The following is a 25,534-nucleotide window of genomic DNA, read 5'->3' as shown; positions in this document are numbered from 1 at the left end:
GCGGGCCTCGCGAGCTTAGCAGAATCCAGAAACAGTAATTCCGCATTTTAGAAGAGATTATTAGGCTGTATCAATCTAACAATTAAATTGAATAGTGATAATCATTTTCACAACAATCTGTTGTTGCCGAAACAACTGTGGCCGCTGAACGAGTAAATAGCGAAGCAATGCTGTGTGGAAAACTAAAAACGGTTAGCAAGGCTCCTGCAGCAGTTCCAAGAAGTGTTAAACCCACTAGTGCAAGGCTATTGGCGACTCCTTCCAATGCTGTATTACGATATTCAGCACTCATCATTACAATTGACAAAAGTCCAAGTAATGTATACCCAACAAAGTAACATGCTGCAATAAGTGCAGTAAATGCCATAAATGCTGTTCCGACTGCAGATGCTACAGGATACCAAATCGGTGCCAGTAACCCGCCTGCAAATTCCTGACCATCTTGGTAAGGAGTGAAAAAACCGGAACGTCCTCGATATGTGCTTACTGCTCGTTCAATGATTCCTGAAAGATAACTTTCATCCTGAGCCTCATCGTTTAAATCCAATATTTCACTTATTTCAGTCCAGCCAATTAAGTTTAACATAAAATCCTCTTGATGATTCAGCTTGGTGCAGAGTATCTAATTTAATTAATAGAGTCAAATAGTTAACTTTATTCAAAATCAGATACCAATTATGATTTTTTATTGAACTATATTTTTGATTTTCTGAATATGGGTAAGATAAAAAAAGTAACAGAATTTAACAAAGTAAGCTAAACTGATTGTAGATATTTAAAAGGAGTTTGTTAATGAAAACAGTATTGGGTTTATTGCTTTTTAGTTTTTCAATGATGGGCTATGCAGATGATAATTTAACCATGAATGTTAATGTGAATGAGCCAAGTTTTGTAGTGACCTTACCCGCAAATCCAACTACAGGATTTCAATGGTCAATTGTGCGCTTTGATAAAAATTTATTAACGCTCCGAAGTAGTACTTATGAACGACCGAAGACTGATCTTATCGGTGCCGGCGGGCAAATGCATTTCACCTTTGGGTTAGAGAAAAGAAAAAGCTATCCAGACAATACGGTAATTGTATTTAAATATGCCCGCTCTTGGGAACCCGATACAGCAACCTTGAAAAGTATTAAAGTAAATTTTGTAAAAGCGGATAACAATTAAAATGAGCGCTAGGTGCTCAACCAGGGAACAGCTGGTATTTGGTGCATCTTGCGAGAAGATTTTCCTAATCAATGCTCTTTCATACTGATGTATGTTGCGCTTGCTTAGAAAAATTTTGCTCACAACCTGCGCTCAAATCCAGCCGTTCACGCAGAGACTATACATTCATCATGATCTTTTAAATTTAAATGGTAAATATCTAGGTTCCCAAAACATATCTTCTACCAGTTTCTCCAAATCCGCATCATGATTTTTTTGCGCAAGTCCTGAATCAATAGCACAGCATGCTACGGCGACTGCAATTTCCTTAGCAACAGTTTGCGCATCATCCAAAGAGGGTAATAAAGGCAAGTAACTTTCTTTTTTGCTGGGTGCGAACTGACATAAAGCATGTGCTGCAGCCAGGATCATCTCTTCAGTTAATTTTGTTGCGTTAACTGCAAGGACTCCAAGTCCTATTCCAGGAAAGACCAACGCATTATTACATTGGGCAATTTGTACCATACGATTATGATATTCAACCGCCGGAAAGGCTGTACCTGTAGCAATTAAAGCTCTTCCCTGACTCCAAGTTAGGATATCAGCTGGTTTGGCTTCGCATTTTTCATCTGGATTAGATAATGGGAAAATAATAGGGCGTTCACAATTAACAGCCATGGTTTCGATGATGTCTTGGGAGAAAGCTCCTGGTTGAGCTGAGCACCCTATAAGAACAGTAGGTTTAACATGCCTTACAGTATCAGTAAGTGAAGGATGTTGTTTTTCATTGATGGTCCATTTTTCTATTTCTTTGGGATCGCGTGCATAAGGTTTTTGTGCTTCAGTAAGTTCTGGGTCAGTATTAAGTAACAAACCTTGACGGTCAATTAACCAAAAACGTTGATACGCTTCGGTGGGACTAATCCCTTCACGCACCATTGCATCAATAATTTGATCGCTTATACCAGTTCCTGCAGAACCAGCGCCAAAAACAACAATTCGCTGTTCATGCACTTTTGAACCGGTTACATCACAGGCTGCTAATAAAGCTGACAAGGTCACAGCGCCAGTACCTTGAATGTCATCATTAAAGGTGCATAATTGATCCTGGAATTTTTCCAGGATACGTCGCGCATTGCCACGACCAAAATCCTCCCAATGTAAAAATGCATTGGGAAATTGTTTGTGAATTTCATGAACGAAAGTAGAGATAAAATCGTCATATGCAGCTGGACTAATGCGTGGATGACGACAACCTAAGTACATAGGATCATTGAGTAATTCTTGATTGTTTGTACCTACATCAAGAAATATTGGCAAGGTACGAGTCGGTTCAATACCTCCGCATAAACAATAAACCATTAATTTGGCAACAGGAATGTCCATTCCTCCAATTCCTTGGTCACCTATACCCAAGACGCCTTCTCCATCAGTAACGACAATCACATCGATTTCTGGGTTAGAACGATTTTTTAATATTTCTTCTATTTGATTTTTATCTGTATGGGAAATATATAAACCGCGGGGTTGTCTATACTCATGACTGAAGCGTTTTACTGCGGTTCCTACTATAGGGGTATATATTGTAGGTAACATTTCACCTAAGTGGCGGTTGATTAATTTATAAAATAAAATTTGATTTTTATCGTGCAAATTATTTAAATAAATATTTTGTTGTAAACGAGTTGTATAACTGGAATATTGTAGATAAGCGCGTTTGACTTGTTCATCCAGTGTTTCAACGCGATGGGGCAGTTTTCCCAACAAACCAAACTCTTTTCTTTCTTCGTTTGTGAATGCTGTGCCTTTGTTCAATTGGGGAGTAGTTAGGAGTGGTTTACCGCAAAGAGAAGTTTCAATGTATTGTTCTCCTGTTTGAGGATCACGTAGCAATTTAAAATCAAGCATAGTTATCTCATATGATGGCGTTAGCGTTTGTCTAATGATAATATCGGTTTTTTGTAGTTTAGAATAGGTTGAGTATGAATAAATCTTTGGCAGTATTATTTATAATTTTAGGGTTAACGTCTTGCTCAGCAAAGAATGAACATTATTACAAAGCGCATCCGAATGAATTACAACAAGCGCTAAAGGCCTGTCCAAACAAACAACCAGTGGGTTTGACCTGTGAACAATTGGAATCTCTTGCCAGCCGCATGAATAAATTGGCATATCAATTACAACTCAGTCCTCAAGGTTTCGGAAAAAAAATTATGGCGTTACAAGAGACAATTGTTAAAGAACAAGCACAATTAAAAATTGATAATAATAATACAAACTTACAAGCCAATTTAACTCAAAACAGACATGATTTAGCTGATCATTTAGCAGTGGTTAGATGGTTTGAATCACCTATGAGTTAAAAGATGAGAGTACTGATAAGTAATGATGATGGAGTTTTTGCACCTGGCATTAATCGATTAGCCAAGGAGTTATCAACTTTTGTAGATATCGAAGTCGTTGCTCCTGACAGAAACAGAAGTGGCTCAAGCAATTCTTTGACTTTGTCACGACCGCTAAAAGCTAAAAAATTGGATAATGGTTATTATAGTGTTGAAGGTACCCCAACGGATTGTGTGCATTTGGCAGTCACAGGGTTTTTAGATACTGAATTTGACATGGTTGTTTCTGGAATTAATGATGGTGCCAATTTAGGTGATGATATTCTTTATTCAGGTACTGTAGCTGCCGCAATGGAGGGCCGTTATTTAGGGTTGCCTGCCCTTGCCGTTTCTATGGTAGGGGATAACATCCAGCATTATGATACAGCGGCAATTATTGCCAAGTATTTGGTAATGAAATTAAGTACGCACCGTCTTCCTTCTCAAACTATTTTAAATATTAATGTCCCTGATATGCCCTTGGATAAAATAAAGGGATTACAAGTTACTCGCTTAGGGACTCGACATGGTGCTGAGCCTGTTGTAAAAGAGAAAGATCCCAGGGGGCGGCCTATTTACTGGATTGGTTTGCCTGGAGCAGAGGCTGACGCGGGTCCCGGAACAGATTTTTATGCGATAAGCGAAGGGTATGTTTCAATCACACCTCTTCATTTGGATATGACAAATTACAAAATGTTCGATCAATTAGCTAATTGGCTCGATGGGATCTGCATTCAATAAAACAATTTGTTTGAGGTTTAATAAAATGATAGCCACATTTTGCAAAAGATTTTTATGTCTTTTCCTCATGATAACCTTAGTTGGTTGTGGAAATAATTTAGCTCCTGTTACTGAGTTAAAATGGAATCCTTATTCGCGTTATCAGAAAGTATATGTGGTAAAACGTGGAGACACGCTTTTTTCTATTGCATTTCGCTATGATACCAATTACAGAACTTTAGCTCGGTTAAATCATATTAATCCACCTTATTCTTTGAGAGTGGGACAAGTAATCAATTTGCGAGGAATTACCCCAAGACATACACAAAAAGTACGCCCAGCCATTGTAAGACATTATTCTGTTACTCCCCAAGCAAGACCTTCTGTAATTTATTCTCCCGCAAATAGATATGCTCGCTCTGCTTCGGGATGGTTATGGCCTGTGAGTGGACGGGTAACTACATCGTTTATTCCGGAACAAGGCAAAAAAGGAATAAACATTGCATGTAAAAAGGGCGAGAGGGTCATTGCGGCGGCAGATGGTGTGGTTGCCTATGCTGGAAGTGGATTAGCTGGTTATGGTAACTTGATTATTATTAAGCATAATCATGAATATTTAACTGCTTACGGCAATAATGCACGGATTATGGTTTCCGAAGGACATCATGTAAAAGCAGGACAAATTATTGCAATAGCAGGTGTTATCGATCGCAAATATACGGGTGTTCATTTTGAAATCAGAAAATCGGGCGTCCCAGTCAATCCTTTGAATTATCTACAAAAAGGTTGACAGATGACTTGTAGTTATAGCAACAATAATCTTTTTTATGAAGTATAATGTAGTTATGGAATAAATTTCGCAACATGACTAGAGCTGTTTACATTTCGCTAGTTTGAGTCAAAATGACCTGATTTTCGAGCACCAATGTGTGCATTGAAACGCAGAAAATCAGGACAGTTTGGCCAAGATAATAGGAATGTAGATAGACCTAATACTATAGGTGAAGAACAATGCACGACGATGAGTCAAGTAAAGAACCAGAACTTAAGGATGAAGATTGGTCTGAACCAGACGATGAATCACTCTTAATGGAAGAAGACATTGATTCTCTTCTTGAAAAAGATGAAGATGAAGATTCCGATCTCCCTGATTTTTCGGATGATAATGCATTTCCCTCATTTCGTGGTAAAAATGCTTTAAAAATGATGGATGCGACACAGCTCTATTTGAGTGAAATTGGATTTTCTCCTTTGCTCAGTGCTGAAGAAGAAGTGCATTATGCAACCCTTGCTTTGAAAGGGGATGTTGCTGCCCGTAAAAAGATGATTGAATCTAATTTACGTTTGGTAGTTAAAATTTCACGTCGTTATCTTAATCGTGGTTTACCTCTTCTCGATTTAATCGAAGAAGGAAATTTAGGTTTAATGAAATCAGTTGAGAAATTTGATCCTAAACGTGGTTTTCGCTTTTCAACCTATGCCACATGGTGGATCAGACAAACAATTGAACGTGCTATTATGAATCAAACACGGACTATTCGTTTACCTATTCATGTAGTTAAAGAGCTGAATGTGTATCTTAGAGCTGCAAGGCAACTGACCCAAAAATTAGATCATGAGCCTTCACCCGAAGAAATTGCAGAAATGGTTGATAAACCTTTAGAAGATGTACAAAAGTTATTAGGATTGAATGACAAAGTAGCCTCTGTTGATACGCCCATAGGCTTTGATGAAAATAAATCATTATTAGACACTATTGCTGATGAAAACAGTGTAAATCCTGCAGAGCTCTTAACTAATGAAAACTTGCGTTTACATATAGAGTCTCTATTGGATAAATTGACTGAAAATCAACAGCAGGTTATTGCAAGAAGATTTGGCTTAAGGGGGTTTGAAAAAGCAACACTTGAGGATGTGGGTAAAGAAATTGATTTGACACGAGAACGTGTTCGTCAAATCCAAGTTGAAGCATTAAAAACATTGCGTGGTTTGTTGGAAAAAATGGGATTAACACAGGAAGATTTGTTTTAGGGATCGAACCGTAAAAAAGATTTTATGAACTGTACTGTAGCCTGGGCCAATGAAGGAATTTGCGACTTTTCAAAGTCCTTCGTTTCGCCCAGGCTATTTTTTTATTGTTAATATCAAAGATAAGGAGTAGTTTTAATGAAGAAAATGATTTTATCTGCTTTACTTGCTTTATCATCAGGGGTTCAAGCAGAACAATTAACAACATTTATGGAAATAGCTGACGCAGTTTCTCAAGGGAAAAAAATTACTTTAGTCCTGAATGTTCAAGAGTGCAACCCACAAAAAATGCCTTCCACTTCCCTTATTGGAGCAGTGCAACCAGATGCTTTTCTTGTTATTGATAACAGCCGAATTACTGCTTCAATAAACCATTTTACTTTGGATAATCCGATTGCTCGCGGCAATCCTATTTTTGAATTTGTTAAATATACTATTAATGCAGATGGAAGTGTTTCTATAAAAAGTACTCTGATGAATGCTGTCACTTATCATCAATTAGCAAGTCAGTATATTGACTGTACTTTAAATAAAGGATTTAAGATTTTTGCTTGAGTTCTGTAGATAGGGTGAAGCGAAGCAGAATTCGGGATTTATCAGAGCAAACGCATCTTATCGCATAAAACAAAATGCTTATGTTCCGCACTTTATACATGGAATCCGGATCCTGTGTCTTCCTACAGGTCGAGTGGATGCCGTGCATAAAGCACGGCGAGTAGGCAAAAAAGAGTGTTTTGTTCAAAGACTAATTTGCCTACAGATTTATGGTATTAATTTTTCTCGCTATGGCTACACCTCCACCAATATCATACTATGGGCATGTAAAATTTGCTTTCAGTCCTTGCCAGCAATCTGCATAATCTTTTTGCATCTGTGGAATACGCATAGCCTGCTCGGTAACTTTCCATACATCTTTAGTTTCGAACATGAAGGCTAAAGTATTCAAATAAAGTTCAGGTTCTAATTTTTGCGCCACTGCTTTTTCATAACTTATTTGATCAGGTCCATGCGGCGTCATGCAATTATGAATGCTTACCCCACCAGGTGAGAATCCTTCTTTTTTTGCATCATATTCGCCACGGACAAGCCCCATGAGTTCGTTCATATAATTACGATGATAATAGGGTGGCCTAAATGTATGTTCGGCAACCATCCATCGAGGAGGAAAAATGACAAAATCCAAATTGGCAACTCCGGGTGTATCACTTTCTGAAGTTAATACGGTAAAAATACATGGATCTGGGTGATCAAAACTTACTGTATTAATGGTATTAAACAAACTTAAATCATAACAATAAGGAGCATAATTGCCATGCCAGGCTACTACATTCAGCGGAGAGTGATTGCATTTTGCTGTCCATAATTTATTTTGATACTTACATATAAGGGTCGCTTGCGTAATGCCTTGCTCAAATGCAGCAGTGGGATATTGAAAATGTCGTGGATTAGCCAAACCATTAGCTCCGATCAATCCTAATGGAGGTAGCGTGAGCGGGCTGCCGCTGTTTTCACATAAATATCCTTTTGTTTCAGAATCAATGAGCTCCATTTTGAATTTAACGCCGCGGGGAATAACAGCTATCATGCCTGGGCATATATTTAATTTTCCAAACTCAGTATGTAAGTTCACCTCTCCCAAGTAAGGAACAAAAAGCATTTCCCCATCATTATTGGCGAAATATTTATTTTGCATGGACCGGGTGCAATGATAAATATATGCATTTACATGGTGGTTTCCTGCAAGATGAAACATGCCTTCGACAAAATCAAAGTCTTCCTCTTTAAACAGGTCCAGCGGAGACCAGCGCATGGGATTTGGAGATTGTTCTGCATGATAGGGTTTAAATAACTCCATTTCATAAGCTTGGTATGTGCCTTGAACTACAGAAGGTAGAATGCGGTAAAGCCAGCTTCGTAAATTATTCTGTCTTGGACGAGTAAAGGCTGTCCCACTTAATTGTTCGGCATAAAGACCTAAATTACAGTGTTGTGGTGAATTCTGGCTACTTGGCAAAGCGCCTGGAACTGCTTCAGTTTGATGATGATTACCAAATCCCTGCAAATACACTGTTGATCTCCTTTAGTGTTATGGATTCATTGAGTCACTTTGGGTGGAGAGCGGAATCCAAATTAACTGTATCTATTTCCAAGCTCACCCAGGTAATATTATTTGCAATAAATTAAAAACTGCATGCTGGGGCTACTATAGTCTAAAAAAGTTAAAAATGTCGAGCCCAAATATAAGCTAAGTTATTCTTTTTAACAAAAGAGCATGTATAATTTATACAAAATTAATAAGGTTTAGAGGTAGTAAGATGGCTGGTCATAGTAAGTGGGCAAATATTAAATTTCGTAAAGGCGTTCAAGATGCAAAACGTGGAAAAATATTTACTAAATTAATTCGAGAAATTACCGTAGCTGCTCGTATGGGAGGAGGAGAGGAATCCTCCAATCCTAGATTAAGGGATGCAGTTAAAAAAGCGCTTAGTGCGAATATGAAACGCGATACAATTGAGAATGCGATTAAGCGTGGTGTGGGTGGACTTGACGGTGAAGCGATGGTTGCAATGCGTTATGAGGGTTATGGGCCTGGCGGCATTGCAGTTCTTGTAGATTGTTTATCAGATAATAAAAATCGAACTGTATCCGAAGTGCGTCATGCGTTCACGAAAAATGGTGGTAATTTGGGAACAGACGGCTCGGTATCTTATCTCTTTACTAATCAGGGTGAGATTCTTATGGCACCAGGACAATCTGAAGAGCGGGTTATGGAGATTGCCATAGATGCAGGGGCAAATGATGTTTCGGTAGATGAAGGTCAAATTGAAGTGATTACTCCTGTCGAGGCGTATCATAGCGTATTAAATGCACTTACAGCAGCGGGTCTAGAAATTGAACAATCTCATTTAACCATGCGTGCGCAAACTTTGGTCTCTATCGATGATGATTCAGCAGAAAGTCTCCTGAAGTTAATTGATATGCTGGAGGACCTAGATGATGTACAAGAAGTATACAGCAATGCAGAGTTTTCAGAAAAACAATTAGAATCAATAGATTAATGGCCATAATTTTAGGGATAGATCCTGGTTCAAGGATTACTGGATACGGTTTGATAAAAGAGTCAGATCGTAAAATTGAATACATTGATAGTGGTTGCATTCGTACTGCTCCAGAGGGTGAGTTAAGCCAAAAGTTATTACAAATATATGATGGTATTTGTCAATTAATGGACCATTATTCACCTACAGAAGTAGCTATTGAACAAGTATTTATGCATGAAAATCCAAACTCAGCTTTAAAATTAGGGCATGCACGCGGTGTTGCTATGGTGGCAGCAGCATCGCATCGTGTTAAAGTAAGTGAGTATTCTGCACGAGAAATTAAGCAAATGGTAGTTGGGTATGGTGCTGCAGAAAAGGCTCAGGTAAGTCACATGGTTGTACATCTTCTTGCCCTGAATAAGGCGCCACAAAAAGATGCTGCGGATGCCTTGGCAATAGCAATTTGTCATAGTCATATGCGCCATAATCTATCATCAGTGATTGGCAGACGAGGATTAAGGAGAAGAAAAAGATGATTGGTTGGTTGGATGGACAAATAATTGATAAACATCAACCAGGAAAATTGGTCCTTAATGTCCAAGGGGTTGGATATGATGTGGAAACCTCATTAAATACCTTTTTTCAGCTTGATAACCATAGTGGTTCAGTAGGGTTACATATACATACTATAGTACGTGAAGATGCTTTGTTGCTTTATGGTTTTCTGGAGAGACAGGAAAGGGAATTATTTAGAGCTTTGATTAAAGTAAATGGTATTGGTCCAAAACTTGCTATGTCGATTCTTTCCAGTATTACTCCAAATGAGTTTATTCAATGTATTCAACAAGAAAACGCTTCTTTTTTAATGAAATTACCTGGGATAGGTAAAAAGACAGCCGAGCGTTTAGTCGTTGAAATGCGTGATAGTATGAAGCAATTCTCTGTATCTGCTTCTGTCTCCCTCAATGACAAATCAGCTCTCATGATGAGTGGTCAGGATGAGGCAGTTAGTGCTTTGGAAGCACTGGGCTATAAGCCCCAGGAAGCATTAAAAGCAGTCAATAAAGTGAATGATAGTTCCAAAAGTTGCGAGCAGTTAATTCGTGATGCACTGCAAGTTTTAGCGGCTCGATAATTGTAGTGGATGATTGTAGCCTGGGTGCAGCGCAGCGGAACCCCGGGTTTTCTAAATATGAATGAACATTTGATCCTGGGTTCCGCTGCTACAAAACGTCCAGATTACTTTTCTTGGATAGGTAAAAAGAATCTTACAATTAAACCTGTGCCTTCTTTGGGGGTATCCAGCATTAGTCTTCCACCATGTAACTCGGCAATTTGCTGAACTATTGCTAAGCCAAGACCGCTTCCCGGACTTTTGTTCCCAAGAACACGGAAAAAACGCTCGAAAACACGCAATTGTAATTCAGCCGGAATACCGGGTCCATTGTCACTCACTTCAAGCATTATTTCGTCTTGCAGTTTGGCCAGACGAACGATAATTCTTCCATGTTCATTACAGTATCGTATTGAGTTATCTACAAGATTACGAATTAATATTCCCAAAGCAGTTGAATTACCATAAATTGTGAGATTTTCTACATCGCTTTCAAATTCTAGATCAATTTGTTTTTCCACAGCAGCGGGCGCAAGCATAGCAAGTATCTCCCGAGTTAATCGACTGAGATTGACCTCATCTTTTTCCTCCATGTGAGCAGCTTCTGGTACAAGTCGGCTCATAGTAAGTAGCTGCTGCACTATATGAGTACTGCGATTAACACTTGCAATAAGTTTTTGTAATGCCTGATTTTTTTCTTCTATATCATTAGAATGCAATGCAACTTGTGCCTGTGTTTTTAGCGCAGCAAGCGGAGTGCGTAATTCATGTGCTGCATCAGCAGCAAAACGTTTTTCTCGTTCAAATCCTTCTTTTAGTCTGAAAAACAATTTATTCAATTCATCGATTACAGGTTTAATTTCTTCTGGAACTTCGTGTAAATCAACCGGTTCAAGATGGGTGGGCGCGCGGTTAGCCACCTCTTCAGCGACTTTATCTAGACTATCTAGGCCACGCCCAATAATAATCCATATGAGCAGACCTGATAACGGGAAAGTCAAAAGCATAATATAGAGATCATCTTGAGCAATTCTATGACCCAACTCATTCCGTGTGTCGTAACGCTCAGCTAAAACGGTGCGAATTCCGGCTTTATCATTATAGGTAGTAAAGACTCGCCAATCTTGGGTAGACACTTTCTTATCACTAAATCCATCAACCTCCGAGGTTAAAGGAATTTTTGGCGCTGAGGAGGAGTGTAACAATAATTTGCCCCCATTGGTCCAAACCTGAAAGTTAAACTTATTCAGATAGTTTTCTGGAGGCTCTTCATTCAAAAATCTTTTTTGATAGTATGTATCAATCTTTTTAGGAATTGTTTCGAGTGCCTCTTGAATTTTCGCTAAAGGGCGTTGATGAAGATCGTCGCCTAGTAATGCTTGGTAGGAAAGCGCAGAAACGGCCATTAAACTATCTAAGTGATCTTGAATGTCCTTTTGATCAAGATAGTAGTTACCTATAGCTGTTAATGTGGTCGTTATAGTAATGGCCAGCAATAAATTTATGAGAAGAAACTTTCTTATAGAAGATTTCACGATACAGGAATACCATCATTTTTTTCTGCCATATATCCAACACCTCTAATCGTGCGAATAAAATTGGCATTAAGTTTTTTACGTAGATTATGTATATGAACTTCCAGCGCGTTACTATCCACGTCTTCTTCCCATCCATAAATACTTTGCATGAGCTGTTCGCGAGATAAAACCTGACCACTGTTTTCTAGAAGCTTTTGCAATAGCGCAAACTCTCTACGTGGAACATTCACTAAAACATCGTCAACAAATACAGAGTGAGCAGCTGGATCTAGAGTAATATTTCTATATTGTAGAACAGAATCAGCACGGCCTTGTGAGCGTCTGACTAGAGCTCTGATTCGGGCACTAAGCTCATTAAGATCGAAAGGTTTAATCAAATAATCATCTGCCCCACTATCTAAACCTTTTACGCGATCTTCAACCGATTCCCGAGCTGTTAAAATAATAACGGGAGTTGGATTGCCATCATGGCGTATACTTTGCAACAATGCGAGTCCAGAGAGTTTAGGTAAACCTAAATCCAGAATAATTAGCTCAAATGATTCAGATTTTAACGCGGCGCGAGCAGCTTCACCGTCTCTAAGCCAATCTACGATATAACCAAATTGAGTTAAGCCGGTTTTGACCGCATCACCAAGTAATTCGTCGTCTTCAACTAGCAATAGTCTCATTCTTGCTCCTATTGTTTTTCAAGGCCAGTTTCATCCATGTGTTTGGTGAGATAAAAAGCTTGAATTAATACAAAAAGCAGAGTAAAACCAACCCCACCAAATAACTTAAAGTTAACCCAAGCATCAGTATTGAAATTATAGGCAACATAGATATTTACTGCGCCCATTAAAATAAAAAACAATACCCAGGCCAAATTCAATCTATGCCAGATTCTTCCAGGAAGAGTCACATTAGCTTCCATCATTTTCTGGATCAACGGTTTGCTACCAATATAACCTGAGCTAAAAAAGACCAAAGCAGAGAGCCAATAAATACCGGTTGGTTTCCATTTAATAAACCATGGATTATGGAAAAAGAGGGTGGCTCCTCCTAAAACCATAATTATTGCAAAGCTAATTAAATGCATTTTTTCATAATGCTGAAATTTTAATCGGTAAAAAGCTACCTGGCCTAAAGAGGCAATCATAGCAATAGCCGTTGCAGTATAGATACCAAAAAATTTGTATACTATAAAAAATAAAACTATAGGAAAAAAATCAAATAGTAATTTCATATATATTAATACAATAAAATAAGTTACTTTGATTATAACACAAGTTTTTGTGCTCTCCTCCTTGCTTTATACCAGAAATGAAAAATAATTGTTAATAATAAGCCACTATGGGCTTATTAAATCGATTTAGTTTGGTTCTTGGGCAGAATAATGAGAACACTAAAACCCCAGGCTATTCATAATGATTTGACGTTTTCAACAGTAGACTAATTAACCAACAAATATTTTTTGTCCACTATATAACGGATCATTTCGTTTAAGGCCAGGATTTAATGCAATAATACGCTCTATTTGCGTATTATGCTGTTGGGCTATTGTACTGAGGCTATCGCCTTTTTTTACAATATATTGAATGGGTTGGTGTACTTTTTTCCAGATCACGAGTTGCTGACCGTTTTGTAACGGTTGATTGCTTGCTAATTTATTCCATATTTGGATGTCTGTAGCACTGACACCATAAGTTCTTGTCAGCGTCTGATATGTCTCATTTTCTTGCACAATATGAATAACACGATGAAATTGTGGTACAGCTATTTGATGTTCTAATGGTAGGATAGGAACAACGGGTTCCTTTTTGACAACAGCAGGAGCATTTCTGGTGCTCGGAATTAAAAGAAATTGGTTCGGTTCAACACGATTTGTTGTGAGCTGATTTAACTGTTTTATTAAATTCACCGTAGTGTGATATCTAACAGCAATATTATCCAGGTTATCACCGGGTTGTACGATGTGCTTTTCCCAGCTAACACGTTTTTCTGCGGGAAGGTTAGCCAGGTTTAAATTAAATTGATGTACTTTTTCAGCAGGAATAAGCAATTTAATGGGCTTATCTGGGGCAGTAGTCCAACGATTAAAACCAGGATTTAATTTAATTAACTCTTTATAACTGATTCCTGCCATTTTGGCGGCATGGTTTAAATCAATTGGGCTTCCTATATTTACTTCCACAAAATAAGGGAGATAGGCTATTTCAGGGAGTGTTAATTTATATTGTGATGGACTTTTAATGATTTCTGCTAAGGCAAGCAGGCGAGGAACATAAGTTTGAGTTTCTCTTGGCACAGTTAAATCCCAAAAGCTTAGGGCGCGCCCACCTGTTGCCTTGATTGCTCGATCTATAGTTCCTTCCCCTGCATCATAAGCTGCTATGGCCAGAACCCAATTGCCATTAAAAAATTTATTGAGGTAAAGAAGATAGTTGAGCGCAGCATCAGTTGAGGAGCTGATGCTGCGTCGTGCATCAAACCACCAATCTTGTTTTAATCCTAAACCTGCGCCTGTTTGTGGCATTAATTGCCATAAACCAGCGGCACCAGCTACAGAATAAGCAAAGGGATCATAAGCACTTTCAATCATAGGCAACAGAGCCAACTCACCGGGAAGATTTCTTTTTTTTACCTCTGCAATAATATGATAAAGATAAGGTTCGGACTGACGGCATACTTTATTAAGGAAACCTGGATGAGCTATAAACCAGCGGATTTGCTCCTGTACTTCTGCGCGCGATGTTTCATGATTTAAGGAGAATTGGGCACGTAATACTTCCCATGCATCAGCAGCCGCATATGCTAAAGTCTCATTAGTAATGCCAAAAAAAATGAGTAAACAGAATAAAAAAACTTTTATTTTGAAAAACTTAAATTTCAATGGTAATTACCTATGAATATAATTAACTATCGAGTTTACTAAAATTACTTATAGGATTAAACCCTCATTGCGCTTAATCAATTCATAAAGATTTAAATTGAATCTCTCTGGGTAATTATTTGAATGAATTTTTTTCTTCTCTTAAAATCCTAAATATTTCTAACGAATTATTTGATGCTGCACCATGTTTTAAGGCATATTTTTGCACCTCGGGTTGATCAGTGCGTAAGAAAGGATTAATTGATAATTCTAATTCCAAAGTCGATGGAAGTGTGCAGGAATTTTTTGAGTGATGTATTTTTTGTAAGTATTGCTGAATCGCAGTGTTATTGGGTTCTACTGTTTGTGCAAAGCGTAAGTTTTGCTGTGTGTATTCATGAGCGCAAAATATTTTTGTAGTAGGAGGTAATGTTTTGAAAAGATGTAACGATTGATGTAGCTGATCCATTGTTCCGTCAAAAACACGTCCGCAACCTGCAGAAAAAAGCGTATCGCCGCAAAACAATAATTCGTGCTGGGGCTCATAATAACTAATATGACTTGAGGTATGTCCTGGGTTAAATAAAATTTTGAATGCACATTTTCCAACTTGAATGGTTTGATGTTCTTTTAATGTATTATTTACATAGGGGATGCGTGGATCATTTGGACCATAAACAGTACATGAATGATAGAATTTGAGTAATTGACTTACGCCGCCAATATGATCCTGATGGTGGTGGGTTAATAAAATAGAGCGCAATTTTAGCTGGTTTGCCTGTGCAAATTGTACTACGGGCTCTGCGTCGCCTGGATCGACGCAATCAAATGCTCCTGCAGTTTTATCAATAATTGCCCAAATGTAATTATCTGAAAAAGCAGGAATTGGAAAAATAGTCATGCATAGGCCTCAATGGTATAAGAAGAAACTCCCGGATTAAAATAAGCTTTAAGGGCATTTAATACAGTTTTCATTTCCTCAGCTAAAGTAAATGGTGGATTAATTATCCATAAACCACAACCTGACATACCCTCCATTGGCGCTACAGTCAGATTAAATTCAATATGCAAAGCATTTTTTGCCTGGATTTCTTTCATGCCTCTATTAAGTTTATCAGTTAATCTTTTATTGACCAGGGGATACCAAAGACAGAATACTCCTGTAGCAAAACGGGAATAGGCATGTTTGATTGAGAGTGGGATTTCTTTATATTCTTCTTTTACTTCAAACGAAGGATCAATAAAAATGAGGCCTCTTTTTTCTGGTGGCGGAAGTAATGCATTCATCGCAGCAATACCATCAGTATTACTGAAATGTACTTTTTTATTCAAGCGAGGAAGCAGGCTTATCGCTTCAAATTCTCTTGGGTGAAGTTCACAAAAATACATTCTATCTTGCATTCGTAGCATATTGATCGCTAAAAACGGTGAACCAGGATAATGTCTTAATGCACCAGTAGGATTGAGTAATGCAATCAATTGAAGATAGTTTTGAAAAACAGCGGGTAGGGAGTTTCTGTTAAGCCAAATTGGTTGGATGCCTTGTTTGTATTCTTGTGTTTTTTCAGCTTGTTTATTTTTTAAGTCATATAGGCCTTTTCCGGAATGAGTCTCAAGATAAAATATGGGTTTATCTTTCAGTTTTAAATAATTCAAAAGACGGGTTAACGCAATATGTTTGATGACATCAGCAAAATTACCCGCATGATATCCGTGTTGATAACTGAGCATGTTATTCCTAAAGCATTTTTCTAAATGTCTACTATACTCTTTTTAAGAGAGTATAAAAGGGGAAATCTATGGATCTTCACGAAGATTATGATGACCAATCGTTCTCTGATTATAATTATGATGATGATATTGAGTCTACTGCCCATCGAAAAAACGTTAGACGTTTGCTGGAGGAAAAATTGGAGCGTAAACGTTTAAAAGAAGAATTCAAAGATGATTTTGATGAGTTGAGCGGAGATTTTGATTGGGATGTTTTAGATAAGTAATTTTTATATAGCTTGGCTGCTTACGGCCGGGAGCTATTGAAGCATATCCTGGTTGCAAGCAACCAGCCCATATGGTTGTATTCCGTGTTTTGTATTCTATTTTGCTAAAGTTGCGGCTTTTAGTGTATTTTCAAGCAACGTAACGATAGTCATTGGACCAACTCCTCCGGGTACAGGTGTAATCCATGAGACTTTGTTTACCGCTTTTTTAAAATCTATATCGCCTCTAATACTACCATCGGCCAAACGATGGATACCCACATCTATAATTATCTGTTCTTTATTAAGCCACTCGCTATCAACAACATCCATTTTACCTGTTGCAATGATGACAAGGTCAGCTATATGTACTAATTTTTCTAATTGTTGCGTGAATTTATGTGCTATGGTGACCGTTGCTCCAGCAAGAAGTAACTCTAAACTCATAGGACGACCTACAATATTCGATGCACCAATGACAAGAGCATGTTTTCTTTTAACTTCGAGTTGATAGTGTTCTAGTAAATTGATTATGCCAAGAGGCGTACATGGGCGTAATAATGGATTGCGCTGAGCGAGTCGTCCTAAATTATAAGGGTGAAAACCATCAACATCTTTTTCCGGTTTGATGTGTTCAATAATGACACGTTCATTAATATGTTGGGGTAATGGCAATTGAATGAGAATTCCATCTATTTGATCGGAGCAATTTAACTTATCAATAAGCCTGATTAATTCATCCTGGGTCGTTTCTTCGGGTAAGTCATAAGAGTGAGAGATAATACCCACTTCGGCACATGCTTTACGCTTATTGGCTACATACACTGTAGAAGCAGGATCATTGCCTATGAGAACAACAGCAAGGCCTGGGGCACGATGTTTTATTTGTACGTAATCATGCACACGGTGTTTTAATTCTTCTCTACGAAGAGAGGCGACCGCCTTTCCATCAATTAATGATGCTGACATAATTAACCAGAAGAAATCAAAGGTTGTAATTATGAATTAGAGGTGGAGGTAATGCAATAGGATTAATGGCGGTCTAGAGTAATTATCCAAAATTCTTAGTACTCCAGAAATTGCTTTTAATTTCTATAGAATAATTAGATGAGATATTAAATTTTGTTATAAATTGCATCAATCAACGAGCACTTTGTTGTTAAGCTGTTTATTCAAAAAATTGTAGACCCAAGCAACAAGATAACTACTTATAAAGGTACTAATAAATGCGCCCATTCCGCCGAGTAAGCATTGGATAAAGGTAAGATCATAGTTAAAATATATTGTTCCCATAATACCATTAAAAGGTTTCCCTTTATTAAAAAGTAATACCATCAATCCCATAAAAAAAGTAGATATTCCTGATAAAGCACCAAGAGACACTCCTAAAGCAACTGGGTCTATTTTGCCAAATTTCATGATAGTTATCCTATTGTTCTTCTAATGATTCATTCCATTATTCATCATTATGATGAGCATGGGAAGTAGGCGAGTTGCTAAGATAAATTAGGGTCTGAATCAAATCCTAAAAATACGAGTAACCTGCCGCTTAATGAAGAAGCAGAATTAAATGAGTAAATAGTTTTGCTATAAAGTATGATTGACTCATACGCTAGCTATGTCTATACTGAAAAACCGTTGATTTTATGGTAAATATCGTGGATGAACTTACTGAATTACTTAGACCATCTTGGGGTGCGGAAAAATGGATTTTAGAAGGGTGGAACAAGATTACTGCAGATGAGAAACAACTCATAAAAAATAGATTAAATGAGTTATTTTGCGATGGTTTACCTTTTGAACTTAAATCCGATAAACTTTTTTATATTTACACTTTTTCTCTTTTAGCACAGCTTGAAGTATTGGCAGTTCAAATTCCTCTTAAGTTTGAATCAAAAATGTCAACTGTTGAATACAGAGAGCGCATGCGTCAACAGTTACTTGACGAAATATTTCATGGTTTAGTTTTCACTAAAATTGTTTATATGCTCTGTGCTCCTTATGCTTCTCCGCCTCCATACAGTCCTCATATTGAAATCATTTGTAACTTTATTCGTAATGAAAGTTGTCCCAAAGTAGCAATTATGTTGCTTAATCTTATTGGTGAAGGCTGGATTGAGGAGATTTTTGAGAGCTTACATCGTTATGGAGTTGCGCCGAGAGTGTTCACAACAATTCTTGAGGATGAACATCGACATGTATGTGAAGCGGATTTATATCGTGATATTGGTTTGCCAAATGTTGAGGAAATCAAACCAAAAATTGCCTATCTGGAAGAGCAGTTGATAACCAATATTTTTATGCAATATAAATATATGTCCTCAGTTTGCGCTTTATTGGGGGTTGAAGGGGTTATTCATTTTAAAGAATCACTAAATAATAAGCATGTGCAGCAACTGAGTAAAGTAAATCTCGAACCCAGTGAGAATTGGAAAAACTTCATAGAATTTGCGGACGAGGTACTACCCAGAGTGAAGAATTATACCGAGTCAAATCGGCAAGTTGAAATGACTCCAATTCGAAAAGTATTCATGACTCAGTGGGATGGTCCAAGTGATCCCACTATGACAGGGCAGTTTAGTATTGATATCTCTTGCCTTGATTTTTTTAATAAAAAATTCGCTTCAGAGACCTTGACTACTTTGATGTTGCAGGCTGTTAGCTCCTGGATGACAATATCCGATCATCATAGAAATTACTTAAGTTTTAGAACAATCTTTCAAACGAAAGAAGCATATGTTGGCCTCGTAGTTATGTTACCTGGATGTGGTGATCATTTAGGCACGATTGTTTTTGAAAATTGTCATAATCTTAGTTTTTATGAGTTGTCCACAAAAATTCGGAACATTGTGAACATGATGGTTTATTGTTACAAAAAACGCGAGCAACTAGAAAAAACAAATCCACGTGTCCAACAACTTATGAAGGATATGGTTTATGAATATGCTTATAACACCTATCCTTATCCTCTCGCAGGAACTCCTTATATCACACTAAGTAATATTGGTGTTTTTGGCTATACCCAATCCATGGCCCCTCTTCGTAAAACTGAGGCCATGAGATTCACTATAATGGAAGTTGAGCGAAAACCTGTTTGGCAAAAAGAAACAGACTCATTTGAACCTAAAGATATGTTGCCCGTCTCCATCAGTGCGGATCATCGTATTTTTGATGGTAATTCGACAGTACCTAAAATGGTGGAAGAACGGTTTCAAACCATGTTTTCCAAAATGTGTAAGGAGAAACCGAAATCAAAACCAGTATTGCATCAACATGAACATTTAGAATTAATCATAGAACAGTTGCTCGCGACTAATGTTGAAATGGGATACAAGACTTTAATGTTACTGCAGACTTGTTGGTTTGACTTTATTTCTATTGAAGAATGTTATGCTGCCTCCAGTTATCATGGTGTTGCAAACTACGATACTCGGGAGCCGACACTTATCTAATGTAATCAAGCAGAAAGTTATATATCCAAGCAGCAATATAACTACCAATAAAAGTATTCATAAGTACCATAGCTGCACCAAGACCTGCATTAGCCATAGAAGGATTATACGAAAGATATATACTTCCAACCATGGCTGCTATGGGTTTTCCTGTATAAAGAACAAAAGCTGCTACACCCATAAAAAATGAAGCGATTGCTGATAAAAGACTAATAGATATTGCTATAGCAAGCGGATTAATTTTGGTAAATTCCATGATTTTTATCCTATTTTTCAATAAATAATTAATTTCTATTATTAAACATTCTTCTTGCGATGGGAAGCTCATTTTTGCTTGAAATTTTAAGTATACGAGTGCGGAATTTTCAGTTGGAGCAAGGAGGTTGGGATTGCTCTTGTAAGATTAATTTGAACTACTTGGTATAAAAGGGGAATCAAAATTACTCAATGTATTTAACATAGAACTCATATGTTCAGCATGATTTTATACCTCCTGGGTAAAATGCTTATAAACGCTCTAATTGCTTGAATAGATTAGTAAATAATGTTAACTTTTTTCGTTGTCTTCAACCTCTAAAGGATATGGTGGAACTCTGATTGAAAAAAACTGTTTTGTTTTCATTTTTATTTTCACTTGCTTTGCCACTAGGTGCATATGCACTTGGCTTAGGTGAAATGAAAGTGGAATCAGCCCTGAATCAACCTTTTCTTGCTGAAATTGAATTAATTGATGGGCACGAAGTTTCTTTATCCACTATTAAAGTTGAACTTGCTGATCCAAAAAGTTATCAAAGTTTGGGTGTTGAACGCTCTAAAGCAATAAGTATTCTTTTTTTGGATGTTAAGAAAAATAAACAAGGAAAATTCGTTGTGGAAGTTCATTCCAAAAAACGAATGATTGAGCCTTATATGCAGCTTATTGTTGATTTAACATGGCCTAAAGGACAAATTTTTAAAATTTATACGGTACTTTTGGATCCACCTGGTTATAAATTAGCGAATACAACTGCACAAAGAAGCCTAATTTATCAGAGAAAATTTACTAATTATCATCACACAACAACAGCTTCTACCAAAAAACATGCTGAAGCAGGGAATTTGGCACAAAAGAAAAAAGCAGCTTATAGACCTACGTCATCCAAGGAAAATGTATGGCAAATTGCGCAGCGATATAAAACGTCCGAAGCAATTTTACCGCAAATTGTCCTTGCAATTGTGGGAGCAAATCCTGATGTATTTACTGATGGAAATTTGAATGGATTAAAAGCGGGTGCTCGTCTTAAAATTCCTTCTGATACAAAGTTTTTAGAGGTGCCAGCCGATTTAGCTACCGTTGAGGTAATGGCTCATGATAAGGCCTGGAATGAAAAAACATCGATTAACCATGTATTGGCTCCACCTTATATAACAGGACAAGTATCCCCTGCAACTCCCGTTGCCTATTCACAAATACCTCCAGCCCCAAAGTTTCCTGGCGCTACAGCCTCTATGCTGAACCAAAATCTGCCAAAATTTATTATGCCCAGTTCAATACCTTCATTAGAAAAGCAAGTAAGTCCAGAACAAAGTAGAACGCTCAAGGCTGAAATATCTGTTACAACTGCTGCTGTAGATTCTTTACGGGAATCTAATGCGTTATTAACAGAGCAATTGAGTTTGTTGCAGGCACAAAATAAAAAGTTACAAAAACAATTGGATGTACGTGATAAAGAGCTTCAATTGACGCGTAAGCAAATTCAAACTTTAATGAAAGAGCGCATAGCAATTGCAGGGCAACGCAGCGCAACGAACATATCTAATAAAACGGATGATTTTTGGATTTTATTGATACTATTGTTCGTTGCTGGAGGAGATTGTATTGCTGTGTTTTATTATTTTAAACAACGCGATCCAAGAAAAAAGCAGTCACCTACAACAACGGGATCTTCTACTCCGACAGCATTTCATCCTGCTTCAACCCAACCCATTATGAGTTCAAAAGAAGAATTAGTTAGGAAAGAACCATTAGAAGAAGTTAAATCTGAATTAAAACCTGAGCCAGAATTAAAAGCCAGGACAGAATTAGAACCCGACTCCACATTAGTTATTTCTTCTCCAATAGAAAAGATGAATATAGAATCTGATGTTTCTTTTGAATCCACAGCAACAGATGAAGAACCATTGTTGGAAATAATGCCAGCTGAAGAGGAAAATGAACCATCTTTTCAGACTAATGAAGAGCAAAAATCTTTAAGAGATAAATCTGAGGAAGATAATTTATTGGAATTTGAATCAGGTCTACATTATTTACTTACAGAAAAGCCAGCCACAAAAGAAAATAATGCTCAAGAACAAATAAGTGATGAGGGGAATGGTTTGGATTTTACTCTTTCTGTGCCCGCTGATATAGAGCAAACCCAGAAGGATGATGAAAGTAAAAAACTTATTAACCTAAAGAACCAAAAAGCATTAGATACCCTTTTGGCCCTTGCTAAAACCTATATAGGAATGGAAGATACAGAATCCGCATTAAATTCTTTAAATGAAGTTATGGAACATGGTAGCAAGTCTCAAAAAGAAGAGACGCAACGTCTCATCGATGAGATTCACGGAAAGCTTTAATATTTGTTTTAATGTCTTTCTTTACCGAAAAGATAAGTTGCAGTGACTAAAACTTCATTTGAGCGATAGGAGCCAGGATTTAATAATTGTTCAGCCCATGTAGCAATTCCATGACCTGAGGAAATTGGGCCTAAATCTTGGTAAAGATAACCCACTGAGAGAATCAATTGAGGAAGAATTTGCATATCAATACCAGCACCCACATTGTAAGCAAATTCACTTGTATTGGAGCCCCTAAATCCAGGACTAACTCGAGGTGTAACTCCTGAAAATGCTTCTTCACTATAATTAGATACATGATTGAAAGAACTTCCTATCCCGCCATTAATGTAAGGAGAAACTATTCCATATTGAAATAAATTAATTTTTCCAGAGGCTAATAAAAGATTAGAAACAAAGTCGAGATTGTAATTATAGTTGGTAAATTCAGGTAGGGAGTATAGTGTTATTTCACCATTGATATGCATTTTGAAAAAGTGCTGCCAGAATAGACTCAAGGAATAGGATGGAAGCCAGAAATTATTATTTTGCCAACGTCGGCCTACAGATGCTGCAATGAGTCCTCCATTGTCGTTTGTGATTGAATAACGATCACGATTAAATGGTTCTGGAAATCCTGAGTCATTATTTACTTTCATATGGGAATTTAAAGCGGGAAATTGAGCGCCTCCTCCTAGAGATATAAACCAATTACCTTGACTGTTGAAAATAGAGGGTGTTAATCCATTTTGGATATTTTTAATATTCTTAGAGAACGATGGATTACCGATGACGAGTAATAAGGTGAGGGTAGTAGAGTAAAATAAATTCCATTTCATAAATAAGTCTCAAAATTTAATAATCACTATAGGGTTTATTTCCATTTCTATTATCTTGATTCAAATGACCTGATTTTCTGTGCTCTAATGCGTATATACTTCATGTAGGCCTGCATGTTGGTGATCGAAAATCAGATCATTTGGGCTCAATCTAGCGAAGTGAAACGAACCCCTAAAAAGATTTTGCCCAATTATTGACAATGATTTCATTGTGGCATGGGAAAGTATCATAATTAAATGAGTTAAATCAATAAGATGATTTTGTAAAAGAAATTGCATTCTCTGAGCTACAAGAAAGCTTAATAATTCTTAATTACAGTGCTTAGAATAAGAGAAATGACTATAATATTTAATAAACTTGAAAATCAATTATATTAGGGTATAGACAAAACATATACTGTATTATAAATTGACCCTTTTATCAGGAATAATCAATGCGTATTGCCTTGGTGCTTGAGTACGATGGTAGCCAGTATCATGGCTGGCAAGCACAAACAGGCTTGCATACTGTGCAACAAGCCGTAGAACATGCCTTATCAAAAGTAGCAGATTCTCCCATTTCCGTGGTTTGTGCAGGGAGAACAGATACTGGTGTACATGCTACAAATCAAGTAATTCATTTTGACTGCAATAAAGTACGTAGCATTCGTGCATGGATTCATGGGGTGAACTCTTTCCTACCTAAAGATATTTGTGTTAAATGGGGACGGGATTTACCAGAAGAGTTCCATGCAAGATACTCTGCTACTGCAAGAAGATATCGTTATATCATTTATAATAATGCCATTCGGCCTGCTTTACTGCGAAGCAATGTAACTTGGCAATACAGGCAATTAGATCATCGTCTGATGCATCAAGCTGCACAGCTTTTACTAGGGGAGAATGATTTTACTTCATTTCGTTCTGTAGAGTGTCAGTCGAACACGCCTATGCGCAATATCCATAATTTACAGGTGAGTCGTATGGGTGATTTGGTGATGATTGATATTACTGCTAATGCGTTTTTGCATCATATGGTACGGAATATTGCTGGCGTGTTAATTGCAGTAGGATCAGGAAAACACCCTGTATCTTGGGTAGATGAAGTACTGAAAGCGAAAGATAGGAGATTAGGTGCTGAGACTGCACCTGCTTATGGATTGTATTTAGTACAAGTGACTTATCCGCAAGAATTTTCTATATTGCAGAGTAGCCTGGGGCCTTTTTTTCTTCCGGAGAAATAATGAAAACGGCACGTGTACGAGTCAAAATGTGCGGTATGACGCGTAGTGAGGATATCGCATATGCCATAAAACTGGGTGTTGATGCTATAGGTTTGATCTTTTATCCAAAAAGTGCACGTTGTGTCTCAATAGAACAGGCACAAGTTTTATTAAAAGATCTGCCTGCCTTTATAAACTCGGTTGCTGTTTTGGTTAATCCTGAACAAGATTTTGTCCATAGAATAATAGAGAACTTGCCAATTCAATTATTGCAATTTCATGGTGATGAATCTGCTGAGTTTTGCCAACAATTTAATAAACCTTTTATTAAAGCCATACATTGTGATTCAGCAGAGTATATTCATCAGGCTGCACAAGACTTTGTGACAGCACAGGCGTTATTGCTGGACTCACCTTCTGAGACGGCTAGAGGTGGAACTGGGAGTGTTTTTGATTGGAAGATTATTCCAAAAAAAATAGACAAACCTTTTATATTGGCTGGTGGGCTGAATGAATATAATGTGCGCGAGGCAATTAAATTATGCCGCCCGTATGCTGTAGACTTATGCAGTGGCATCGAGGCATCGCCCGGAATTAAAGATCATGACAAAATGAGCCGTTTTATGCAGAAATTATTAAATTGATAATATAGTATAGTAGCCTGGG

At 37.4% G+C, this 25,534-nt stretch carries 27 protein-coding genes; 14 read left to right on the top strand and 13 right to left on the bottom strand.

The features are described from left to right. Positions 1 to 82 precede the first annotated feature (82 nt). Positions 83 to 586 carry a hypothetical protein gene (locus A8O27_RS06330; protein ID WP_058459206.1) on the bottom strand — a complete coding sequence of 168 codons (504 nt, stop codon included), beginning with the start codon at positions 584 to 586 and terminating at the stop codon, positions 83 to 85. Between the two features lie 206 nt (positions 587 to 792). Between A8O27_RS06330 and A8O27_RS06325 the strand changes: the two genes are divergently transcribed. After that, the gene (locus A8O27_RS06325; protein ID WP_058459207.1) at positions 793 to 1,167 is read left to right on the top strand and encodes a protease inhibitor I42 family protein; all 375 of its coding nucleotides are present in this window, start codon (positions 793 to 795) and stop codon (positions 1,165 to 1,167) included. Positions 1,168 to 1,335: 168 nt separating this feature from the next. Here the strand turns inward: A8O27_RS06325 and A8O27_RS06320 are convergent, their stop codons facing one another. Then, complete coding sequence (locus A8O27_RS06320; protein ID WP_058459208.1) at positions 1,336 to 3,054, bottom strand: NAD-dependent malic enzyme; 1,719 nt, start codon at positions 3,052 to 3,054, stop codon at positions 1,336 to 1,338. 74 nt (positions 3,055 to 3,128) lie between these two features. On the opposite strand from A8O27_RS06320, the gene A8O27_RS06315 reads away from it, so the two are divergent. The 5 genes from A8O27_RS06315 (at position 3,129) to A8O27_RS06295 (ending at position 6,830) form a co-directional block, all read left to right on the top strand. After that, entirely contained in the window at positions 3,129 to 3,509 is a 381-nt protein-coding gene (locus A8O27_RS06315; protein ID WP_058459209.1) for an EexN family lipoprotein, read from the top strand. A gap of 3 nt (positions 3,510 to 3,512) precedes the next feature. Then, on the top strand, positions 3,513 to 4,268 hold the full coding sequence (gene surE / locus A8O27_RS06310) for a 5'/3'-nucleotidase SurE (RefSeq protein ID WP_058459210.1): 756 nt from the start codon (positions 3,513 to 3,515) through the stop codon (positions 4,266 to 4,268). A 25-nt stretch (positions 4,269 to 4,293) separates the two neighbouring features. Next, a complete protein-coding gene (locus A8O27_RS06305; protein ID WP_058459211.1) occupies positions 4,294 to 5,037 on the top strand; it encodes a peptidoglycan DD-metalloendopeptidase family protein in 744 nt (247 codons plus the stop codon). 221 nt (positions 5,038 to 5,258) lie between these two features. Further along, positions 5,259 to 6,278 (top strand): RNA polymerase sigma factor RpoS, encoded by a 1,020-nt coding sequence (gene rpoS / locus A8O27_RS06300; protein WP_058459212.1) that lies wholly within the window; start codon positions 5,259 to 5,261, stop codon positions 6,276 to 6,278. 135 nt (positions 6,279 to 6,413) lie between these two features. After that, positions 6,414 to 6,830 carry a VirK family protein gene (locus A8O27_RS06295; RefSeq protein WP_058459213.1) on the top strand — a complete coding sequence of 139 codons (417 nt, stop codon included), beginning with the start codon at positions 6,414 to 6,416 and terminating at the stop codon, positions 6,828 to 6,830. Positions 6,831 to 7,086: 256 nt separating this feature from the next. Here the strand turns inward: A8O27_RS06295 and hmgA are convergent, their stop codons facing one another. After that, on the bottom strand, positions 7,087 to 8,343 hold the full coding sequence (hmgA, locus tag A8O27_RS06290; protein WP_058459214.1) for a homogentisate 1,2-dioxygenase: 1,257 nt from the start codon (positions 8,341 to 8,343) through the stop codon (positions 7,087 to 7,089). A 247-nt stretch (positions 8,344 to 8,590) separates the two neighbouring features. Between hmgA and A8O27_RS06285 the strand changes: the two genes are divergently transcribed. From A8O27_RS06285 to ruvA, 3 genes are read left to right on the top strand one after another with little or no spacing between them, the layout of a single operon-like run. Beyond that, entirely contained in the window at positions 8,591 to 9,334 is a 744-nt protein-coding gene (locus tag A8O27_RS06285; RefSeq protein WP_058459215.1) for a YebC/PmpR family DNA-binding transcriptional regulator, read from the top strand. Then, positions 9,334 to 9,852, top strand: a complete 519-nt coding sequence (gene ruvC, locus A8O27_RS06280; RefSeq protein WP_058459216.1) for a crossover junction endodeoxyribonuclease RuvC — start codon at positions 9,334 to 9,336, stop codon at positions 9,850 to 9,852. The genes A8O27_RS06285 and ruvC overlap by 1 nt, the downstream gene beginning before the upstream one ends. Further along, positions 9,849 to 10,451 (top strand): Holliday junction branch migration protein RuvA, encoded by a 603-nt coding sequence (gene ruvA / locus A8O27_RS06275; RefSeq protein WP_058459217.1) that lies wholly within the window; start codon positions 9,849 to 9,851, stop codon positions 10,449 to 10,451. The genes ruvC and ruvA overlap by 4 nt, the downstream gene beginning before the upstream one ends. A gap of 104 nt (positions 10,452 to 10,555) precedes the next feature. Here the strand turns inward: ruvA and A8O27_RS06270 are convergent, their stop codons facing one another. The 6 genes from A8O27_RS06270 to A8O27_RS06245 form a co-directional block, all read right to left on the bottom strand. After that, the gene (locus A8O27_RS06270; RefSeq protein WP_058459218.1) at positions 10,556 to 11,965 is read right to left on the bottom strand and encodes an ATP-binding protein; all 1,410 of its coding nucleotides are present in this window, start codon (positions 11,963 to 11,965) and stop codon (positions 10,556 to 10,558) included. After that, positions 11,962 to 12,639: a response regulator gene (locus tag A8O27_RS06265; protein ID WP_058459219.1), complete on the bottom strand. Its 678-nt coding sequence runs from the start codon at positions 12,637 to 12,639 to the stop codon at positions 11,962 to 11,964. The genes A8O27_RS06270 and A8O27_RS06265 overlap by 4 nt, the downstream gene beginning before the upstream one ends. Before the next feature lie 8 nt (positions 12,640 to 12,647). Further along, entirely contained in the window at positions 12,648 to 13,193 is a 546-nt protein-coding gene (locus tag A8O27_RS06260; protein ID WP_058459220.1) for a septation protein A, read from the bottom strand. Positions 13,194 to 13,403: 210 nt separating this feature from the next. Further along, on the bottom strand, positions 13,404 to 14,840 hold the full coding sequence (locus A8O27_RS06255; RefSeq protein WP_058459221.1) for a lytic transglycosylase: 1,437 nt from the start codon (positions 14,838 to 14,840) through the stop codon (positions 13,404 to 13,406). Between the two features lie 115 nt (positions 14,841 to 14,955). Next, the gene (gene gloB, locus A8O27_RS06250) at positions 14,956 to 15,720 is read right to left on the bottom strand and encodes a hydroxyacylglutathione hydrolase (protein ID WP_058459222.1); all 765 of its coding nucleotides are present in this window, start codon (positions 15,718 to 15,720) and stop codon (positions 14,956 to 14,958) included. Beyond that, positions 15,717 to 16,550 carry a 23S rRNA (adenine(2030)-N(6))-methyltransferase RlmJ gene (locus A8O27_RS06245; RefSeq protein WP_058459223.1) on the bottom strand — a complete coding sequence of 278 codons (834 nt, stop codon included), beginning with the start codon at positions 16,548 to 16,550 and terminating at the stop codon, positions 15,717 to 15,719. The genes gloB and A8O27_RS06245 overlap by 4 nt, the downstream gene beginning before the upstream one ends. Before the next feature lie 68 nt (positions 16,551 to 16,618). Between A8O27_RS06245 and A8O27_RS06240 the strand changes: the two genes are divergently transcribed. Continuing rightward, complete coding sequence (locus A8O27_RS06240) at positions 16,619 to 16,816, top strand: PA3496 family putative envelope integrity protein (RefSeq protein ID WP_058459224.1); 198 nt, start codon at positions 16,619 to 16,621, stop codon at positions 16,814 to 16,816. 96 nt (positions 16,817 to 16,912) lie between these two features. On the opposite strand, the gene folD is transcribed toward A8O27_RS06240, so the two are convergent. Together folD and A8O27_RS06230 are read right to left on the bottom strand one after the other, a co-directional pair. Then, on the bottom strand, positions 16,913 to 17,764 hold the full coding sequence (gene folD / locus A8O27_RS06235; RefSeq protein WP_058459225.1) for a bifunctional methylenetetrahydrofolate dehydrogenase/methenyltetrahydrofolate cyclohydrolase FolD: 852 nt from the start codon (positions 17,762 to 17,764) through the stop codon (positions 16,913 to 16,915). A 168-nt stretch (positions 17,765 to 17,932) separates the two neighbouring features. Beyond that, positions 17,933 to 18,214 (bottom strand): hypothetical protein, encoded by a 282-nt coding sequence (locus A8O27_RS06230; protein ID WP_058459226.1) that lies wholly within the window; start codon positions 18,212 to 18,214, stop codon positions 17,933 to 17,935. A gap of 239 nt (positions 18,215 to 18,453) precedes the next feature. On the opposite strand from A8O27_RS06230, the gene A8O27_RS06225 reads away from it, so the two are divergent. Continuing rightward, positions 18,454 to 20,247: a 2-oxo acid dehydrogenase subunit E2 gene (locus A8O27_RS06225; RefSeq protein ID WP_058459227.1), complete on the top strand. Its 1,794-nt coding sequence runs from the start codon at positions 18,454 to 18,456 to the stop codon at positions 20,245 to 20,247. On the opposite strand, the gene A8O27_RS06220 is transcribed toward A8O27_RS06225, so the two are convergent. Beyond that, entirely contained in the window at positions 20,240 to 20,503 is a 264-nt protein-coding gene (locus tag A8O27_RS06220) for a hypothetical protein (RefSeq protein ID WP_058459228.1), read from the bottom strand. The two genes, A8O27_RS06225 and A8O27_RS06220, sit on opposite strands and share 8 nt — an antisense overlap. A gap of 341 nt (positions 20,504 to 20,844) precedes the next feature. Here A8O27_RS06220 and A8O27_RS06215 point away from each other — a divergent pair, with 341 nt between their 5' ends. Then, positions 20,845 to 22,848, top strand: coding sequence for a FimV/HubP family polar landmark protein (locus tag A8O27_RS06215; protein WP_058459229.1), 2,004 nt, complete (start codon positions 20,845 to 20,847; stop codon positions 22,846 to 22,848). An 8-nt stretch (positions 22,849 to 22,856) separates the two neighbouring features. Here A8O27_RS06215 and A8O27_RS06210 read toward each other — a convergent pair whose 3' ends face one another. Continuing rightward, positions 22,857 to 23,666, bottom strand: a complete 810-nt coding sequence (locus tag A8O27_RS06210) for an outer membrane protein (RefSeq protein WP_058459230.1) — start codon at positions 23,664 to 23,666, stop codon at positions 22,857 to 22,859. A gap of 434 nt (positions 23,667 to 24,100) precedes the next feature. Here A8O27_RS06210 and truA point away from each other — a divergent pair, with 434 nt between their 5' ends. Next, positions 24,101 to 24,889, top strand: a complete 789-nt coding sequence (truA, locus tag A8O27_RS06205; RefSeq protein ID WP_058459231.1) for a tRNA pseudouridine(38-40) synthase TruA — start codon at positions 24,101 to 24,103, stop codon at positions 24,887 to 24,889. Next, positions 24,889 to 25,512 (top strand): phosphoribosylanthranilate isomerase, encoded by a 624-nt coding sequence (locus tag A8O27_RS06200; protein ID WP_058459232.1) that lies wholly within the window; start codon positions 24,889 to 24,891, stop codon positions 25,510 to 25,512. The genes truA and A8O27_RS06200 overlap by 1 nt, the downstream gene beginning before the upstream one ends. Positions 25,513 to 25,534 lie beyond the last annotated feature (22 nt).

The organism is Legionella bozemanae (assembly GCF_001648595.1).
Classification (GTDB): Bacteria; Pseudomonadota; Gammaproteobacteria; order Legionellales; family Legionellaceae; genus Legionella; species Legionella bozemanae.
This window is presented reverse-complemented; position numbering and strand designations above follow the sequence as displayed.